Consider the following 17,178-nt stretch of genomic DNA (forward strand, 5'->3'; position numbering starts at 1 on the left):
GGCGGCCGGCCGCGCGGGGGGATGCGCCCGCTCCCGCCGTGGTCTAGGCCGCGTCCGCCCTGGGGAGGAGCGTCCACCCCGCCGGCCGCCGGCGGTCCCCGCCGAGCGTCCCGTCGTCCCCGCTGTCAAGCGGCTCCTCCCCGGCGGCGCCCCTGCCTAGCCTCGGAGGAGGCGGTCGGCGTGCGCCGCTCCCGGAGGGATGACGCCATGCGGATCGCGATCGTCGGGGCGACCGGCAACCTGGGGACGGCGCTGCTGCGGCGCCTGCACGGCGAGGCCGGGGTAGAGGAGATCGTGGGCATCGCCCGCCGGGCCCCTCGGCTCCGCTCGGAGGAGTACCGCGACGTGCGCTGGGTCGAGATCGACCTCGCGTCGAGCGTCGCCCCGCGGCGGCTCCGCGAGGCCTTCGCCGGCGTCGACGCCGTCGTGCACCTCGCCTGGGCGCTGCAGCCCAGCCACGACGAGCCGTTCCAGCGGCTGGTCGACGTCGGAGGCACTGCGGCCGTGCTCGAGGCGGTCGCCGCCGCGGGAGTCGGCCAGGTCGCCGTCGCCTCGTCCGTGGGCGCCTACAGCGCCGCGCCGAAGTCGATCCGGGTGACCGAGGACTGGCCCACGGGCGGCCTGCACACCTCGACCTACAGCCGCCACAAGGCCGCGAACGAGCGGCAGCTCGACGCCTTCGAGGAGCGGCACCCCGAGATCGTCGTCACACGCCTGCGCCCGGGGCTCGTCTTCCAGCGCGGAGCGGCGACGGAGATCGCCGGGCTCTTCGCCGGTCCCCACTACCCGACGCGGTGGCTGAAGGCGGTCCGGATCCCGGTCCTGCCGCTGCCGCGGAGCATCGTCTTCCAGGGCGTGCACGCCGACGACGTGGCCGACGCCTTCTGGCGCGCGCTCGACCGGCGCGCCGGCGGGGCCTTCAACATCGCGGCCGAGCCGGTCCTCACTCCGGAGCGGCTGGCGCACGCCTTCGGCGCCCGCCTGGTCACGGTGCCGTTCGGGCTGCTCCGCTCCGTCGTCACCGCGACCTGGCACCTGCGCCTGCAGCGCACCGACGCGGGCTGGCTCGACATCGCGGGCAACGTCCCGGTGATGTCGACCGAGCGCGCCCGCGCCGAGCTCGGCTGGGCGCCGACCCGCACGGCCGAGGAGGCGCTCGCCGAGCTCGTGGCCGGCCTGGCCGACCGCTCGACCGTCCCGGGCTCGCCCCCGCTCCGGGGATGATCCGGCCGGTCGTCGATCGGAGGCGAGCCCTCCCGGTCAGTCGGCGACGCGGATGAGCACCTTGCCCGTCGCGCCCTGCTCGACCGCGTCGTGGGCGGCCGCGGTCTCCTCGAGCGGGAACCAGGTCAGCGGGAGGCCCGCCTCCTCGCCCACCGGGAGCGCGCCGTCGACGAGCGCCGCGGTGATGTCCTCGGCCGCGGCCTGCAGTGCCTCCTCGCCCACGGTGTAGAGCAGCAGGCCCTGCCAGCGGGCGTTCTTCGCGAAGCTCGCGACGATCGGCACGGTGAACTCGTCGCCGTTGTTGTTCGCGTAGTACCCGATGCTGCCGTGGTTGGCGAGCACCTCGACGTCGAGCGCGGCGTTCTGAGCCGGTGCGACCTCGACCACGTGCTGGACGCCCTCGGGGGCGAGCTCGCGGATCCGGTCGGCGAGGGCGTCGTCCGGGTACTGCAGCACGTGCTGCGCACCGGCCGCACGGGCGAGCCGCTCCTTGGAGTCGCTGCTCACCGTCGCGATGACGGTCGCCCCGGCCCAGACCGCGAGCTGGATCGCGGCGTGCCCGACGGCTCCGGCGCCGCCCTGGACCAGGACGGTGCGGCCGGCGAGGGCGCCGGGGGCGAGGCGTGAGGGGCCGTGCTCGTGCACGGTGAGGGCGCGGTGGGCGGTCATCGCGGGGACGCCGAGGCTCGCGGCGACGTCGGTGCCGACGCCCTCGGGCAGGCGCACGACGTGCTCGGCGGCGAGCACCGCCGACTCCTGCGCGGTGCCGGTGGGGCGGCGGTGCGCGGAGAGGTACATCCAGACCCGGTCGCCGACGGCCAGGCCCTCGACGCCCTCGCCGAGCGCCTCGACGACACCGGCGCCGTCCTGGTTCGGCACGACCTCGTCGAACGCGAGGTCGCCGTCTGCGCGTGCCTTCCAGTCGGTCGGATTCACGCCCGACGCCAGGACGCGGACGCGGACCTCGCCGGAGCCCGGAGCCCGCTCCTCCCGGTCGACGAGGGAGAGGACGGAGGAGTCACCGGTGCGGGAGTAGACGATCGATCGCATACGGAGGGCAAGGAGCGCGGGCGGCGGTGTATTCCCGGCGGCACGACGAAGGGCGGCGGGCCCGGAGGCCCACCGCCCTGTCAGCGCCGACGGATCAGTGCTGCACGTCCTCCTGGACGGCGTGCTTGGCCTCGCGGGCCGAGTCCTTCACGTCGTCGGTGGCGGAGGTGCCCGCCTCCTTGACGTTCTGCGCGGCGTCGGTCGCGGTCTCCTTGACGGAGGCGAACGCCTGCTGTGCGGGCTCGCGGAGCTCGCTCGCCGCCTCCTTGGCCGCGTCGGTCACCTTGTCGACGACCGGCTGGGCCTGCTCCTTGACGCGGCTCGCCGCCTCCTTCTCCTTGCTGGAGGCGGGGATGAGCGAGGCGACGAGGAGTCCGGCGCCGAGGGCGATGAGCCCCACGGCGAACGGGTTGCCCTCGGCCTTGGCCTTCGCCGAGCCCGCACCGCTCGAGAGCGAGTCGGAGGCGTCGTGCGCCGAGCCCATCACGCGGTCGCGGACGGAGCCCACGGCCGACTTGACCTTGTCGGTCTGACGCTGCGCGATGGCGGACGGGCTGACCTTCTCGGCCAGCGCGTCGACGTCCCCGCCCAGCTCGATGCGCGTGCGCTCGATGTCCGCCCGGATCTCCTCGGGTGTCTTGTTCTGTCCTGCGTCGTACGTCATCGTCCTGCCCCGTTCGGCTTGAGGGTGTCGGGAATCTTCTTGAGGGAGTCGACCGTCTCGGGAGCGCCGTCGACCTGCTTCAGGCTCTTGCGGCCCACCGCGTAGAGGATCGCGGCCACGATCGCCCAGATGACGGCCACGACCACTCCGGACCAGCCGTTGCCGATCAGAGTGCCCAGGCCCCACCAGAGGGCGATCGAGAGGAAGAGCACGGCCATCAGCGCGGCGTAGCCCGCCCCGCCGAGGAGGCCCGCTCCCTTGCCCGCCTTGCCGGCGGACTCCTTGAGCTCGGCCTTCGCGAGGGCCATCTCCTGGCGGATCAGCGTGGAGAGGTCGCGCGAGACCTCGCCGAGCAGATCGCCCAGCGACGTCGACCCGGCCCGCTGGTCGGGCGTCTCCGTCGAGCGGTGGACGCCCGTCGGGTCGGTCACAGCCGGCCGCCGTTCGGGAAGCCGCCGTCGAGCGGGTCGGCGACGGGCTCGGTCGGCGCGTAGTCGCGCTCGAGGGAGCTCGAGCCGACGGTGCCGTAGGCGGACGCGACGGGCGCGTCGTACGCGGAGGCGTCGGAGTACGCGGTGGTCGAGGCGGGGGCGTCGAACTCGGGCCCGTCGGTGCGGGTGCTCGTCGCCTCCTTCTCGTCCTTCGCCTCGGCGGTCAGGGCTCGGATGAGGCGCCCGCCGACGAGTCCCGTCGCCGCGGCGATGAGGATGAAGGCGCCCGGGCGGCGGCGGGCGAACGCGCGGACGTCGTCGAGGAGCTCGGACGGGTCGCGGTTCTCGAGCCACGAGGCCACACCCTGCACGCGGGTGGCCGCCTGGGAGACGAGCTTCGCGGCGGCGTTGTCGCTGCCGCCCTCGCCGTTGGCCAGCGCGGTCAGGTCGTCACTGAAGGCGCGGGCGCCCTTGGCGGCGTTCTCCTTCTGGGCGTGGGCCTGCTCGGTGAGCTGGGTGCGGCTCTGGTCGTAGAGGTCCTTGACCTGGACCTTGGCCTCCTGGACCACGTTGGCGGCCTCGTCCTTGCCGGTCGAGAGCACTTCGCTCGCGGCCTGCTTGGCGTCGCCGGCGACGGCGCCGGCCTGGTCCTTGGCGGTGCCCGCGGCGGCGCTCGCCTTCTCCTTCGCGGAGTCGGCCGTGCCGCCCGAGGAGGAGCCGGAGGAGGTGTCCGTGGAGGCGACGTGCGCCCCGCTGTCGATGGGGGTCTCGGTCGCGCCGAAGTTCGCGGCGCCGTCTCCGAACGGAGGTGAAGCGGGATCGATGTTCGACATCGTCTGTCCCTTCCAGGATCGAGTGGGGAATCAATGCATGCCGGCGTCGCCAGTCTGTTCGGGCCCTCGAGTACCGGGAAGGGCATAGCGGCTGACCCCCCGATGGGGCTACCATCCCGCGCCCACGAGGGCGGGGCCCGAGAGCCCGTGGACCGACTGCTCCGCCACCGCGTCAAGCCCCTTCTGACCCGCGAACAGGGCTCCTTACCGTCGAGAGGACAGACATCGGACGTCCGCACCCGGATCCGCCCGGCTACCCCGGAAAGGCAACCAGTCATGTTCTTCCACCGTCAGGAACTCCAATTCACGTCCACGCCCTCGAAGCCCGACGCGGTCTTCGCCCGCCGCTTCCAGGAGGTGCTCGGCGGCCAGTACGGCGAGATCACCGTGGCGATGCAGTACGGCTTCCAGGCCTGGAACGCCCACGACCCGGGCAAGTACCGGGACCTGCTCTTCGGCATCGGCGCCGAGGAGTTCGGCCACGTCGAGATGATCGCCGTGATGATCGCCCAGCTGCTCGAGAAGGCCCCGGTCGAGCAGTCCGAGGACGCGATGAAGAAGGACCCCGTGCTCGCGGCGGTCATCGGCGGCTCCGACGTGCAGCACGCCATCGTGGCCGGCGCCGGCGCGCGCCCCGTCGACAGCATGGGCAACCCGTGGCAGGGCTCCTACATCACCGCCAGCGGCAACCTGCTGGCCGACTTCACCGCCAACGCGAACGCGGAGATGCAGGGCCGGCTCCAGGTCGCCCGGCTCTACCACATGACCGACGACCACGGCGTGCGCGACCTCCTGTCGTTCCTCCTGGCCCGCGACACCATGCACCAGAACCAGTGGATCGCGGCGGCCGCCGAGCTGCGCGCGGAGGGCCGGGAGGACCTGCCCGTGCCCTCGAACTTCCCGATCTCGAAGGAGGAGCGCTCCGTGTCGTACGAGTACATCAACTTCTCGGACGGAGCAGCGGCCTCCGAGGGCAGCTGGGCCTCGGGCCCGACCCCGGACGGCAAGGGAGAGTTCAGCTACCGCGTCGCGGAGCCCGGCGGCAACGTCCCGATGCCCCCGCCCACGCAGCCGGACGAGCGCCTCTACGGCACCGACCCGAAGCCGAACATCGTCGAGAAGGCAGTGGGGCCGTCAAGGACGCGGTGACGGGCAAGTGAGCGCCGCACGGGTCCTCGGGGCGCTCGGCGCCTCCGCCCTGACGATCGGCCTGCTGGCTGGCTGCACCGGCGACGCCCAGACGCCGTACCAGTCGGGGAGCGCGGTGCCCACCAGCGCCGACGACGGATCGTCGCAGACGCCCACGAACGCGCCCTCGCAGTCCGCTCCGTCCGAGTCCGCCACCCCGGCGACCTGATCCCGCGCCCTCGACCGGCCGGCACCGGTCGAGGGCGCGAATCATCGCAGTCCAGCGGGCGCCCGGGCAAGCCCCTTCCCGCTCCCAGGAAGCGGGCAGTTCCCGGTCCTACGGTCGTGCCAACGATCAGCGAAGGAGGCACCACCATGGGGCTCGATGACAAGATCAAGAACGCCGCTCAGGACATCGCCGGCAAGGCGAAGGAAGCCCTGGGCGACCACAAGAACGACGACAGCCTGAAGGCCGAAGGCCAGAAGGACCAGGCCGCGGCCTCGGCCAAGCAGGCCGGCGAGGACGTCAAGGACGTCTTCAAGTAGGTCTCGGCAGTACCGCGAAGGCGGCGCTCCCCTCGGGGGGCGCCGCCTTCGCTGTTCCCCGGCTAGGGGTGCAGGACGACCTTGATGCAGCCGTCCTCCTTCTTCTGGAAGGTCTCGTAGAGGGCCGGAGCGTCCTCGAGCGGCGCCCGGTGGGTCACGAGGTCCATCACGCCGAGCGGATCGGAGGAGTCCTCCACCAGCGGCAGCAGGTCGTCGATCCAGCGCTTCACGTTGCACTGTCCCATCCGCACCGTCACCTGCTTGTCGAACATCGACTTCAGCGGCATCGGGTCGGCCTCTCCGCCGTAGACCCCGCTCAGCGACACGGTGCCGCCGCGGCGCACCAGGTCGAGGGACGCGTGGACCGCGGCGAGGCGGTCGACGCCGACCGTGTCCATCGCCTTGCGGGCGATCGGGTCGGGCAGGAGCCCCGCCATCGACTGAGCGAACGAGCCGACCGGCGAGCCGTGCGCCTCCATGCCGACCGCGTCGACGACGGAGTCGGGGCCGCGCCCGTCCGTGAGGTCGCGCAGCTGCGCGGCGATGTCGTCGGACAGGTCGAACGTCTCCACGCCGTACCGCTCGGCCATCGCGCGCCGCTCGGCGACGGGCTCCACGGCGAGGACGCGGTAGCCGCGGTGGGCGCCGATCCGCGCCGCGAACTGGCCGACCGGGCCGAGTCCGAAGACGACCAGGGTCCCGCCTTCGGGCACCTGCGCGTACTCCACGCCCTGCCAGGCGGTGGGCACGATGTCGCTGAGGAAGAGGTAGCGCTCGTCCGGCAGGTCCGTGCCGACGACGATCGTGTTGTAGTCGGCCAGCGGCACGCGGAGCAGCTCGGCCTGCCCTCCGGGGACCTGGCCGTACATCTTCGTGTAGCCGAAGAGCGCCGCTCCCGAGCCGTACTCGGTGACCTGCGTCGTCTCGCACTGCGACTGCAGCCCTCGGCGGCACATGAAGCACTCGCCGCAGGCGATGGTGAAGGGCACGACGACGCGGTCGCCGGGCTTCAGGGTGGTGACTCCGGAGCCCACCTCCTCGACGACGCCCATCGGCTCGTGGCCGAGCACGTCCCCGCGGTCGATGTAGGGCCCGAGGAGGCGGTAGAGGTGCAGGTCGGAGCCGCAGATCGCGGTCGAGGTGATCCGGACGATCGCGTCGGTCGGCTGCTGGATGCGGGGGTCGGGGACGGTCTCGACCGAGACCTTCTCGGTGCCCTGCCAGGTGAGTGCTCGCATGCTCGTGTCCGTTCTCCGGCTCGCGCCGGTCGGGGTCGGTGTCCCTCCACCGCACACCCGGAGGGCGCCGAGGGGGAGGGGCTTGACGCTCCCCGGAGCGTTCCCGAGGGGGATTCCCGGGAGAACGCACGGACGTGCATCCCGCGTTCACCCGACTCACGGCGGCCGAGTGGTGGGATGGGGGGATGGATGCTCTCTACACCGCCATCGCCCACGCCTCCGGTGGAGGACGCGACGGCCACGTCCGCACCGAGGACGACCGTCTCGACCTCGACACCCGCGCCCCGCAGGAGCTCGGCGGCTCCGGCGAGGGGACCAACCCCGAGCAGTTGTTCGCGGCCGGCTACTCCGCCTGCTTCCTCAGCGCCCTGCACGGAGCCGGTCGCCAGCTGAAGATCGACACGACCGACGCGGCCGTCTCGGCCAGCGTCTCGATCGGGAAGAACGACTCCGACGGCTTCGGCCTCTCGGTCGAGCTCGACGTCTACGTGCCGAAGGCGAGCTCCGAGGACGCGCAGAAGGTGGCCGATGCGGCGCACCAGCTCTGCCCGTACTCCAACGCCACCCGCGGCAACATCCCCGTGCAGATCAACCTGGTCGACTGACCGGGCCGTCTCGACGGCCCCTCCCGGACTCCGGGCAGGGGCCGTCGTCGTGTCCGGGGGCGGTCCGTTAGGGTCGGGGCATGACCGAGGAGCTGTCGCACGAGGAGCCGTCGCACGAGGAGTCCCTGGCGCGGGCCGAGCTCGTGCAGATCCGTCAGAGCATCGACAACATCGACGCGGCGCTGATCCACCTGCTCGCCGAGCGCTTCAAGTTCACGCAGAAGGTCGGCCGGCTGAAGGCCGCGCACGGGCTGCCCGCCGCGGACCTCGAGCGCGAGGCGTGCCAGATCGCGCGGCTGCGGGCGCTCGCCGAGGAGTCGCACCTCGACCCGGCGTTCGCCGAGAAGTTCCTCGGGTTCATCGTCGCCGAGGTCATCCACCACCACCAGCGCATCGCCGACGGCGCCGAGGACTGAGCCTCAGCCCTCGATCCGCAGCAGCCCCGCTGTGCGCTCGCGCAGCACGCCGAGCAGCAGCGGATAGTCGGGGAAGAGCTGGTCGCGCCGCAGCGTCGGCACCCGCAGCCCGAGGGGGACCTCCGTGATGCGGCCGTTCGTCTCGGTGAGGGTCAGGCGGAGGCTCCGGCTCCCCGTCGGGCTCGAGGCGATGACCGAGCGCAGGGCCTCGAGCGGGAAGATCAGCCCGTCGATCTGGATGGCCGACTCCGACACCACGATCGAGCCCGGCAGTCCGGGCCGCAGCGCCAGCCGCGCGGCGACCAGCCCGAGCGGGAGGGAGAGCGCCACGACGACCGCCCCCAGCGCGATCTGCGCGCGGTCGCCCGACGGGGATCCCGCGAGGGCGACGGCCAGGACGCCGGCGGCGAACGCCTCCGTGGCGACGACGACCAGGGCGACCGCCCGGCGCTGGAGCGGAGCGCGGTGCGGCCGGAAGCGGACGGCCGAGGCGGGCCCGGCCAGAGCGGGCGGCAGGGCGTCGCGGACGCGGGCGGCGGCGCCGAGGTCGGCGAGCAGGGCGGCGAGGTCCTCCGGGCGGAAATGCGCGCAGCGGACCTCGACTCCGTCGCCGCGGCACCAGGCGACGAAGCCGTCGCCGTCGGCGGACTCGAGGAAGCGGACCGACCGGCGGGGCCACTGCTCGCGGCGGCGGCGGCCGCGCATCAGCACGACCTGCGTCTCGGTCGTCATCACTCGGGTGGGGGAGACGACGAAGAGCGAGACCGCCGAGGCCAGTCCGATGACGACGGTGAGGGCGAGGAGCCCGAGCGCGAGCACCGACTCGTCGAGGACCCCGCGGCGGTCCGCGAGGACGGCGAACGGGATGAGCACGGCCGCGAGGCCGGCGCCGAGGAGCCGCAGGAGGAGGGCGCGGAGGCGCCGCAGGACCGATGGGCCGTACACCCGTCGCGTCCGGATCGCCATCGGTTCCGACTCCATCGCGTCAGGCTAGCCCCGGCCGGGGCCGGTCACCCGGAGAGGCGCGGCGGTGGCGCGATCCTCGCGCCACCCGTCCCCGGTTCGGGGGAGGAGTGGCGCGAGGCGCGGCCTACGCCTCCGCGGTGCGGTGCAGGGCGCGGACCGAGACGACCCGGCGACGGGCGATCGCGGCGACGGTGAGCAGCAGGCCGAACAGCAGCCAGATCACCAGGCCGACGACGGCGCCGGCCGTTCCGTCGGTGCCCTCGACCACTCCGGACAGCGCGTTCTGCGCCGCCGAGAGCGGCAGGAACCCGAGCACGTCGTCGAACAGCCCGGGGACCGTCGAGATGATGCCCGCGCCGAGCGCGATCACCGCCGCGACCATCGCGAGGAAGCGGCCGATCCCTCCGAGCAGGGCGACCAGCCCCTGGTTCACCGCGGCGAACGAGGCGCCGGTGAGCATCGCCAGGAGGGCGAAGCCGACCCAGCGGCCCGGCTCCAGGCCCGCGACCCCGCTCATCACGATCGCGACCGCGAGTCCCTGCACCACGCCGATCACGAGCGCCGGCACGTAGGAGGAGAGGGCGAGCGCGGCGGAGGAGCGGGTCGAGGAGAGCGCGCGGTGCGAGAACGCGGCGAGCACCAGGAACGTCGCGAGGGCGCCGAGCCAGAGGGCGATCGTCGCGAAGAACGGGACGCTGGAGGCTCCGAACAGGTCGGTCGCGCTGCTCGCGTTCTCGACCGGGTCCGAGACGACGTCGGCGAGGTTCGTCGACTCCGACTCGGTGTAGGTCGGGAGCTGCGCGACCGCAGCGTCGAGGCCGGTGGCGAGCGTGCGGGTGCCGTCGGCGAGCTGCACGGCGCCGTCCGAGACCCCGCTCGCGCCGTCGGCGAGCTGGTCGGCTCCGTCGGCGGCGGAGGAGGCTCCCGTCGCGAGGTCGGCGGCGCCGCCCGCGGCCGTGGTCGCGCCGGTCGCGAGGTCGCGGGCGCCGGCCGCGGCGGTGGTGGCGCCGGTCGCGAGCTGCGCCGACCCGGCCGCCGTGGTGTCGAGGCCGTCGGCGAGCTGGGACGCTCCGCCCGCGGCGTCGTCCGCGCCGTCGGCGAGCTGCGTCAGGCCGCCGGACAGCTGTCCGATGCCCCCCGAGAGAGTGCGGGCGCCGGTGGCGGACTGCCCGACCGCGTCGATCAGCGAGGGCTGCCCGTCGCCGCCGAGGCGGATGCCCGCGTCGATCCCGGCGACGGCTCCCGCGGTCGTCGTGGCGAGGGTGGTCGCGCCGGTGGGTCCGTCCGCCGAGGCGATGACGGCGCGCGCGGCGAGGCACTGCGTCGTCTCGCAGCCCTCGAGCGCGGCGCTGAGCGCCTCGAAGGTCCCCGCAGTGGCGGCGGCGGCGCCGGCGCTGAGGGCGGCGACCTGCTGGGTCCCGTCGCCGGTCCTCACCACTCCCTCCCTCAGCTGGTCGAGCCCGTCGGCCAGGTCGGAGGCTCCGCCCTGCAGCGCGGTCGCTCCGGTCGCCGAGTCGCGGGCGCCCGTCGCGAGCTGTCCCACTCCGCCGGAGAGGCCGCGCGCACCGGTGGCCAGCTGCGCGACTCCGCCGGAGAGGTCGGAGGCTCCGGTGCCCAGCTGTCCCACGCCGTCGGCGAGGGACGAGGCTCCGGTGCCGATCTGCCCGACGCCGTCCGAGAGCGAGGAGGCGCCGGTGGCGAGCTCGTCGATCCCGTCGGCGAGGCTGCTGGTGCCGTCGGCGAGGGTGGAGGCGCCGGTGCCGAGCTGGTCGGCGCCGTCGGCGAGCGTGCCCGCGCCCTCGGCCGCCTGGCCGATCTGCTCGTTGAGGGTGTTGAAGCCGACGTAGACGTTCTCGAGGTAGGCCGTGGTCAGCTGCGTGTTGAGCAGCGAGGTGGCGGTGCTGGTCACCGTGGCCGAGATGGCGTCGTCGACGAGCTTGGCCTTTTCGCTGGTGGCGATGTCGATGGTCGCCTTCGTCGCCTCCGCGGCGTCGCCCGCGTACGAGGTGGCGGCGGCGGAGAAGGAGGAGGGGATCGTCACGACGGTCGCGTAGCTGCCGTCGGCGAGGCCCTTCGCGGCGTCGTCCTTGTCCGTGAGGACCCAGGTGAAGTTGCCCGTCGAGTCCGAGCCGGAGACGTTGGGCACCGGGGTCGTGCTCGCGGACGGCGTCGCGCTCGCCGAGGGGGTGGAGGAGGGGGCGTCCGAGCTCGCGGAGTCGGTGCCGCCCGTCACCAGGCCGGCCGCGAGCTGGCGCCCGAGCGGCACGGTCTGCCCGTTGATCTCGACCGGGGTGTCCTCGTTGACCACGGCGGCCGTGATCGTGTCGAGTCGCTCGGTCGGGTTCCACAGCGCCCACACCAGGAGGCCGCCGATGACGAGGGGGACCAGGACGATCCCGAGAAGGGTCAGCCAGGACACCTTCTTGACGCCGCGGGGGCGTTCGAGGGAGAGGAGAGCCATCTGTCAGAGGACCTTTGCGATCGCGCGGCGCTCGGCCGCGGGCGAGACCGCGAGCACGCCGCGGTCGGAGGGGAGGAGGTCGTCGAGCGCCTCGGCGTCGACGGAGGAGGCGACCACGGTGAACGCGTCGTCGGCGGCGCGGGCGGCGTCGAGCTCGGCCCGGATCGCGCCACGCAGCTGCGGGTCGGTGACCGTGTCGAGGTCGTCGAGCACCAGGATCGGCGGAGCCGACTCCAGGGCCGACCGGACGTCGGCGACGGGGTCGGCGGCTCCGGCGAGGCGCACCAGCCCGACCCGGCCGCGCACGGCGGCGGAGCGGATCGGCACGACCAGGCCCGCGACCTTCAGGCGCCCGGAGTCGGGGGCGAGCCGACCGGCGATGCTCAGCAGCAGCGCGGTGCGGCCGGAGCGGTGCGGCCCGTGGACCACGAGGGAGGAGCCGGGAGCGACCCGCAGCGAGACGCCGCTGTAGACGGGTCCGTCGGGTCCGTCGAGGCGGAGGTCCTCGGCCGCGATCACGTCCGTGGATCCGGGCTCCGGCCAGTCGGCCAGCGCGAGCTCCTTCGTGAGGCCCTCGCCCTCGACGTCGAAGGACGGGAGGACGCGGTCGAGCCAGCGCGGCATGTGCCAGGCGCGGTCGCCGAGCAGGTGCAGCACGGCGGGCACCAGCGTCATCCGCACGATGAACGCGTCGACGAAGACGCCCACGGCGAGCCCGAGCGCGATCGGCTTGATGTTGGTGTCCCCCTCCGGCACGAAGGCGGCGAAGACCGAGAACATGATGACCGCGGCGGCCGTGACCACCTTGGCCGAGCCGACGAAGCCCGACTCGACAGCGGCGCGCGCCGGCCTCCCGTGCACGTAGTCCTCGCGCATCCGCGAGACCAGGAACACCTCGTAGTCCATCGCGAGGCCGAAGAGCACGCCCATCAGGATGATCGGCATGAAGCTGATGATCGGGCCCGTCTTGTCGACGTGCAGAGCGTCCGAGAACCATCCCCACTCGAACACCGCCGCCACGGCGCCGAAGGACGCACCGACCGACAGCAGGTAGCCCAGCGTCGCCTTGATCGGCACCCAGAGCGAGCGGAACACCATCGTCAGCAGCACCAGCGACAGGCCCACGACGAGCAGGCCGAACGGCAGCAGGGCCTTGGCGAGAGTGTCCGAGATGTCGATCCCGACCGCGGTCTGGCCGGTCACCGCGAGGTCGACGCCGTACTCCTGCTGGAAGTCGTCGTGCTTGTCGCGGATCTCGGCGACCAGCGCCTTGGTGGCCTCGGAGTCGGGGCCGCCCTCGGGGATGACCTGGATGATGCCGGTGTCGGCGGTCTCGTTGGGCGTCGCGAGCGGCACCGAGGCGACTCCGTCGAGCTTCTCGATCTCGCCCTTGAGGTCGTCCATCAGGCCGAGCGGATCGGTCGAGCCGATGATCGTGCCGGTGACGATGAGCGGGCCGTTGTAGCCGGCGCCGAAGTTCTCGGCGAGCAGGTCGTAGGTGGTGCGCGCGGGAGTGCCCTCGGCCTGGTAGCCGGCGTCCGGCAGGGCGAGGCGGAGGCTGAGCGCCGGGATGCTCGCGACGCCGAGCACGCCGATCACCGCGATGATCGTCACGATCGGGAAGCGCGTGACGACCCGGACCCAGCCGCGGAAGAACCCGCGCGGGACCTCGGCGTGCACGTGGCCGCCGGGGGAGGCGGTCGCCGCCTCCTCGTGCGCCTCGGTGTCGACGTGGGTGCCCGCGGCGGCGGCGGCCTTCGCGGCCTTCTTCTTCGCGCGGCGCTCCTTCGGGCGCAGCCGCGCGCCGGCGAAGCCGAGGAGGGCGGGGGTCAGGGTGAGCGCGATGACCACGGCGATCGCGACTCCGCCCGCCGCTGCGACGCCCATCGTGGTGAGGAACGGGATGCCCGCGACCGAGAGGCCGACGAGCGCGATGATCACGGTCAGGCCCGCGAAGACGACGGCGGAGCCCGCGGTCGCGGTCGCCCGCGCGGTCGACTCCTCCGGGTCCATGCCCTGCTTCAGCTGGTCCTGGTGGCGGCTGATGATGAAGAGGGCGTAGTCGATGCCGACCGCCAGGCCCAGCATCAGCGCCAGGAGCGGCGTGGTCGAGGAGATCGAGGCGAAGCGGGTGGCGATGAAGATGGCCGACATCGAGAGGGCGACGCCGAGCAGTGCGGTGATCAGCGGCATGCCGGCGGCCAGGAACGAGCCGAAGGTGAGCACGAGGACGACGAGGGCGACCACGAGGCCGATCGCCTCCGTGATGGTCACGCCGGGGAGGTTCTGGGCGAAGAGGTCGCCGCCGAGCGAGACCACGGAGCCGGCGGGCAGCGCGTCCTGGAGGGTCGTCGCCTCGGCCTTCAGCGCGTCGCGGCTCTCGGGGCTCGTGGTGGTGGCGGAGCCGTCCATCTGGGCGGTGATGACGAGGGCGTTCCCGGCGTCGGAGATCGTGCCGGACACGCTGTCGGAGTAGGGGTCCGTGACGGCTGCGACCTCGTCGACGTCGCCGAGCGCGGCGACCGCGTCGCTGACGGGGCCCTTCACGTCGGCGTCCTGGACGCTGCCCCCGTCGGGCGCGACGACCACGTACCGCGCGGACGTGCCGCTGACCTGGGGGAAGGTGCGCTCGAGCTGGTCGAGGGCGGTCTGCGACTGCGTGCCCGGGATGGAGAACGTGTTGTCGGTGCCCTGGTTGAGCAGCAGCGCTCCTCCTCCGCCCGCCACCACGATCAGCAGCCACAGGACGGCGACGAGGCGGTGGGCGCGGTACACGCGACGACCGAGACGGTAGAGCAGCGACGACACGCGGTCTCCTGACGATGGGTGGGGAGGATGGCGATACGTCTCTGTACCAGGGCGGAGCCGGGCTCCGATACACGAGCGTATCCGATACAGGACCGTATTCGATACGTGAATGTATCGGATAAGGTGAACGGCGTCGAAGGTGTTGACAGGGCGGGCAGGAGGCTGGTGATGACGGCGATCGACTCCACCCCTCCCGAGACCTCCCGCCGAGGCCGCACCCGCGAGCGCCTGCTCGACGCGGCCTACGACGTCTTCGCCGAGACCGGCGTGCACAGCGCGTCCGTCGAGCAGATCTGCGAGCGCGCCGGGTTCTCGCGCGGCGCCTTCTACTCCAACTTCTCCACCAAGGAGGAGCTGTTCTTCGCGCTCATGGAGCGGGAGAACGGCGCCCGGGTGACCGCCCTCGTCGAGCAGATGGACCGTACGATCCCGCGCGTCGTCTCGGCCGACGAGCCGCTGACGGCCGAGACGCTGGCCGTGGTCATCCTTGACTTCCTCCAGGGTCCTGCCACCGACAACCGCCGCTGGTGCGTGGTCGAGTCGGAGTTCGAGCTGCTCGCGCTGCGCGACCCGCGGATCGCTCCGCAGTACCGCGACTTCCGCGCCGGCTTCGACGCCTCGCTCGTGCAGATCGTGCACGGGGCGCTGCGCCAGGTGCGCCGCGACTTCTCCCTCGAGCCGACGACGGCCGTGCGCCTGCTGGTGGCGGGCTACGACGACGCGGTCAAGCAGTCGATCCTCGAGGACGAGTCGGAGCCCGAGTCGCTCGAGCGCCTGCGGGCGACGCTGACGGCGATCGTCCTCGCGATCTCGTCCGCCGACGCCTGAGCCGGGCCGGCTCTCGCGACGGCGGCCGCCGTACCCGCCGGCCGAGTCCGCACCCGGCGGCCGAGCGGCCGCTGGAGAGTGTCTGGTCCGGTCCCCGCTCCCCCGCCCGCGCGACGAGGATGGACCCATGGAACTGCGTCAGCTCGAACACTTCCTCGCCGTCGCGAAGGAGCAGCACTTCACCCGCGCCGCGAGCGCCCTGCAGATCTCGCAGTCGGGCCTCTCGGCGTCGATCCGTGCGCTCGAGAGCGAGCTGGGCAGCCCCCTCTTCACCCGCAGCACGCGCCGGGTCGAGCTGACGCCGGCCGGCCGGGCGATGCTCGCGGAGTCGGAGCGCTCGGTCGCCAGCGCGCTCGCCGCCCGCGACGCGGTGCTCGCCGTGCAGGGGGTGCTCCGCGGGAGCCTGGCGGTCGGCACGGAGGAGTGCCTCGGCGGCGTGCACCTGCCGCGCGAGCTCGCGACCTTCCGCGAGCAGCACCCGGGAGTCGCGCTCCGGCTGATCCACGAGGGGTCCGGCACGCTGCTCGACTCCGTCGCCGCCGGCCGCCTCGACCTGGCGCTGGTCGCCGACATCGGAGCCGTGCCGGGCGGCGTGCGGACGATGCCGCTGGCGAGCGAGGGCTTCGCGGTGCTCGTGCGCCCGGGTCACCCGCTCGCGAGCCGCGTCGGCTGCCGCATCCCGGACCTGGCGGGCGAGACGATCGTGGGGCTGCAGGAGCACTGGGCGGCGAGTCACCTCGCGGCGCGGGCGTTCGCGGCGCACGGCCTCGCGTTCGAGGTCGAGCTCGAGGTGAACGACGTGCACACGCTGCTCGACCTGGTCGAGTACGGCATGGGGATCGCGGTCGTGCCGGCGCACTTCGCCGAGAAGCGCCCGGCCGGGCTGCGGGCGGTGGCCCTCGCCGATCCGCTCCTGGTGTGGCGGACGATGGTGGCGGTGCCGGAACGGCCGAGCGCCGCGGCCCGCGCGTTCGTCTCGGCCCTCCCGCAGCCGCTGCAGGACGCGGTCTGAGTCGGAACGCGCTCGCAACGGAGGAGGGACCAGCGCCGAGATCCCGCGATCCGCGTCGGACCGGTGCCTCGACCGGATCCCTCCTCCGTCATGAACGGGCTCAGTCGAGCGAGGCCAACTCCTCGGGCGTGAGCTCCAGGTCGGCCGCCGTGGCGGAGTCGCGGATGCTCTCGGGGCGGGAGGCGCCCGGGATCGGCAGCACGACCGGGGCCTTCGCCAGTTCCCAGGCGAGGCAGACGACCTGCGGCGTCACGCCGCGGGCCTCGGCGACCGCCGCGAACGCGGAGTAGCGCGAGCCGAGCTCGCCCGCCGAGGAGATGCCGCCGAGCGGGCTCCACGGCAGGAACGCCAGTCCGAGCTCGGCGCAGAGCTCGAGCTCCGGCTCGCTGGAGCGGAACGACGGCGAGAACTGGTTCTGCACCGAGACCAGGCGCTCGCCGAGGATGCCGTGCGCCTCGCGGATCTGGTCCGGGTCGGCGTTCGAGATTCCCGCGCGGAGGACGACGCCCTCGTCGAGCAGCTCGGCCAGCGCTCCGATCGAGTCGGCGTAGGGGACCGCCGGGTCGGGCCGGTGGTACTGGTAGAGGCCGATCGCGTCGACGCCGAGGCGCTTCGCGGACGCGCGGGCCGCCTCCTTGAGGTACTCGGGGCGGCCGTCCTGGTCCCAGGGGCCGGGCTCGCGCCGCAGGTGGCCGCCCTTGGTGGCGACGAGCACGGCGGAGGTGTCGCCGCCGTAGCTGCGCAGCGCCTCCGCGATCAGCAGCTCGTTGTGACCGAGGTCGTCCTGGGCGGCGAGGTGGTAGGCGTCGGCCGTGTCGATCAGGGTCACGCCGGCGTCGAGGGCGGCGTGGATCGTGGCGATCGAGCGCTCGCGGTCCGGGCGGCCCTCGATCGACATCGGCATGCCGCCGAGTCCGATCGCGCCGACCTGGAGGTCGCCGAGAGTGCGCTGCTTCATGAATGCTCCT

17 protein-coding genes are annotated in these 17,178 nt (G+C 73.3%); 8 read left to right on the top strand and 9 right to left on the bottom strand.

Annotated elements, in window-relative coordinates; all coding sequences use genetic code 11:
- Positions 1–207: 207 nt before the first annotated feature.
- Positions 208–1,224 carry an NAD-dependent epimerase/dehydratase family protein gene (locus C5D04_RS06235; RefSeq protein ID WP_104222770.1) on the top strand — a complete coding sequence of 339 codons (1,017 nt, stop codon included), beginning with the start codon at positions 208–210 and terminating at the stop codon, positions 1,222–1,224.
- Between the two features lie 36 nt (positions 1,225–1,260).
- Here C5D04_RS06235 and C5D04_RS06240 read toward each other — a convergent pair whose 3' ends face one another.
- The 4 genes from C5D04_RS06240 to C5D04_RS06255 form a co-directional block, all read right to left on the bottom strand.
- A complete protein-coding gene (locus tag C5D04_RS06240) occupies positions 1,261–2,274 on the bottom strand; it encodes an NADPH:quinone reductase (protein WP_104309575.1) in 1,014 nt (337 codons plus the stop codon).
- A 94-nt stretch (positions 2,275–2,368) separates the two neighbouring features.
- Positions 2,369–2,938 (bottom strand): DUF3618 domain-containing protein, encoded by a 570-nt coding sequence (locus C5D04_RS06245; protein ID WP_104347411.1) that lies wholly within the window; start codon positions 2,936–2,938, stop codon positions 2,369–2,371.
- On the bottom strand, positions 2,935–3,369 hold the full coding sequence (locus C5D04_RS06250; protein ID WP_104222767.1) for a phage holin family protein: 435 nt from the start codon (positions 3,367–3,369) through the stop codon (positions 2,935–2,937). The genes C5D04_RS06245 and C5D04_RS06250 overlap by 4 nt, the downstream gene beginning before the upstream one ends.
- Entirely contained in the window at positions 3,366–4,202 is an 837-nt protein-coding gene (locus C5D04_RS06255) for a hypothetical protein (RefSeq protein ID WP_104225698.1), read from the bottom strand. Before C5D04_RS06255 ends, C5D04_RS06250 begins: the two co-directional genes overlap by 4 nt.
- Before the next feature lie 276 nt (positions 4,203–4,478).
- On the opposite strand from C5D04_RS06255, the gene C5D04_RS06260 reads away from it, so the two are divergent.
- From C5D04_RS06260 to C5D04_RS06270, 3 genes are all read left to right on the top strand, one after another.
- A complete protein-coding gene (locus C5D04_RS06260) occupies positions 4,479–5,351 on the top strand; it encodes a manganese catalase family protein (RefSeq protein ID WP_104347412.1) in 873 nt (290 codons plus the stop codon).
- 7 nt (positions 5,352–5,358) lie between these two features.
- Complete coding sequence (locus tag C5D04_RS06265; protein WP_104222764.1) at positions 5,359–5,559, top strand: hypothetical protein; 201 nt, start codon at positions 5,359–5,361, stop codon at positions 5,557–5,559.
- A 146-nt stretch (positions 5,560–5,705) separates the two neighbouring features.
- Positions 5,706–5,876, top strand: a complete 171-nt coding sequence (locus C5D04_RS06270) for a CsbD family protein (RefSeq protein ID WP_104347413.1) — start codon at positions 5,706–5,708, stop codon at positions 5,874–5,876.
- 62 nt (positions 5,877–5,938) lie between these two features.
- Here the strand turns inward: C5D04_RS06270 and C5D04_RS06275 are convergent, their stop codons facing one another.
- A complete protein-coding gene (locus C5D04_RS06275) occupies positions 5,939–7,114 on the bottom strand; it encodes a zinc-dependent alcohol dehydrogenase (protein ID WP_104347414.1) in 1,176 nt (391 codons plus the stop codon).
- Positions 7,115–7,299: 185 nt separating this feature from the next.
- Here C5D04_RS06275 and C5D04_RS06280 point away from each other — a divergent pair, with 185 nt between their 5' ends.
- Both C5D04_RS06280 and C5D04_RS06285 read left to right on the top strand, forming a co-directional pair.
- A complete protein-coding gene (locus C5D04_RS06280; RefSeq protein ID WP_104222761.1) occupies positions 7,300–7,719 on the top strand; it encodes an organic hydroperoxide resistance protein in 420 nt (139 codons plus the stop codon).
- Positions 7,720–7,799: 80 nt separating this feature from the next.
- A complete protein-coding gene (locus C5D04_RS06285; RefSeq protein WP_104347415.1) occupies positions 7,800–8,135 on the top strand; it encodes a chorismate mutase in 336 nt (111 codons plus the stop codon).
- A 3-nt stretch (positions 8,136–8,138) separates the two neighbouring features.
- On the opposite strand, the gene C5D04_RS06290 is transcribed toward C5D04_RS06285, so the two are convergent.
- From C5D04_RS06290 to C5D04_RS06300, 3 genes are all read right to left on the bottom strand, one after another.
- A complete protein-coding gene (locus tag C5D04_RS06290; protein ID WP_146087843.1) occupies positions 8,139–9,116 on the bottom strand; it encodes a hypothetical protein in 978 nt (325 codons plus the stop codon).
- A 109-nt stretch (positions 9,117–9,225) separates the two neighbouring features.
- Positions 9,226–11,562: a YhgE/Pip domain-containing protein gene (locus tag C5D04_RS06295; RefSeq protein ID WP_104347417.1), complete on the bottom strand. Its 2,337-nt coding sequence runs from the start codon at positions 11,560–11,562 to the stop codon at positions 9,226–9,228.
- 3 nt (positions 11,563–11,565) lie between these two features.
- A complete protein-coding gene (locus C5D04_RS06300; protein ID WP_104347418.1) occupies positions 11,566–14,370 on the bottom strand; it encodes an MMPL family transporter in 2,805 nt (934 codons plus the stop codon).
- Positions 14,371–14,538: 168 nt separating this feature from the next.
- Between C5D04_RS06300 and C5D04_RS06305 the strand changes: the two genes are divergently transcribed.
- Entirely contained in the window at positions 14,539–15,198 is a 660-nt protein-coding gene (locus C5D04_RS06305) for a TetR/AcrR family transcriptional regulator (protein WP_104247472.1), read from the top strand.
- A gap of 127 nt (positions 15,199–15,325) precedes the next feature.
- Positions 15,326–16,210, top strand: coding sequence for a LysR family transcriptional regulator (locus tag C5D04_RS06310; RefSeq protein ID WP_104222755.1), 885 nt, complete (start codon positions 15,326–15,328; stop codon positions 16,208–16,210).
- A gap of 100 nt (positions 16,211–16,310) precedes the next feature.
- On the opposite strand, the gene C5D04_RS06315 is transcribed toward C5D04_RS06310, so the two are convergent.
- The gene (locus C5D04_RS06315) at positions 16,311–17,168 is read right to left on the bottom strand and encodes an aldo/keto reductase (protein WP_104347420.1); all 858 of its coding nucleotides are present in this window, start codon (positions 17,166–17,168) and stop codon (positions 16,311–16,313) included.
- Positions 17,169–17,178 lie beyond the last annotated feature (10 nt).

The organism is Rathayibacter sp. AY1D2, from assembly GCF_002932695.1.
Taxonomy (GTDB): domain Bacteria; phylum Actinomycetota; class Actinomycetes; order Actinomycetales; family Microbacteriaceae; genus Rathayibacter.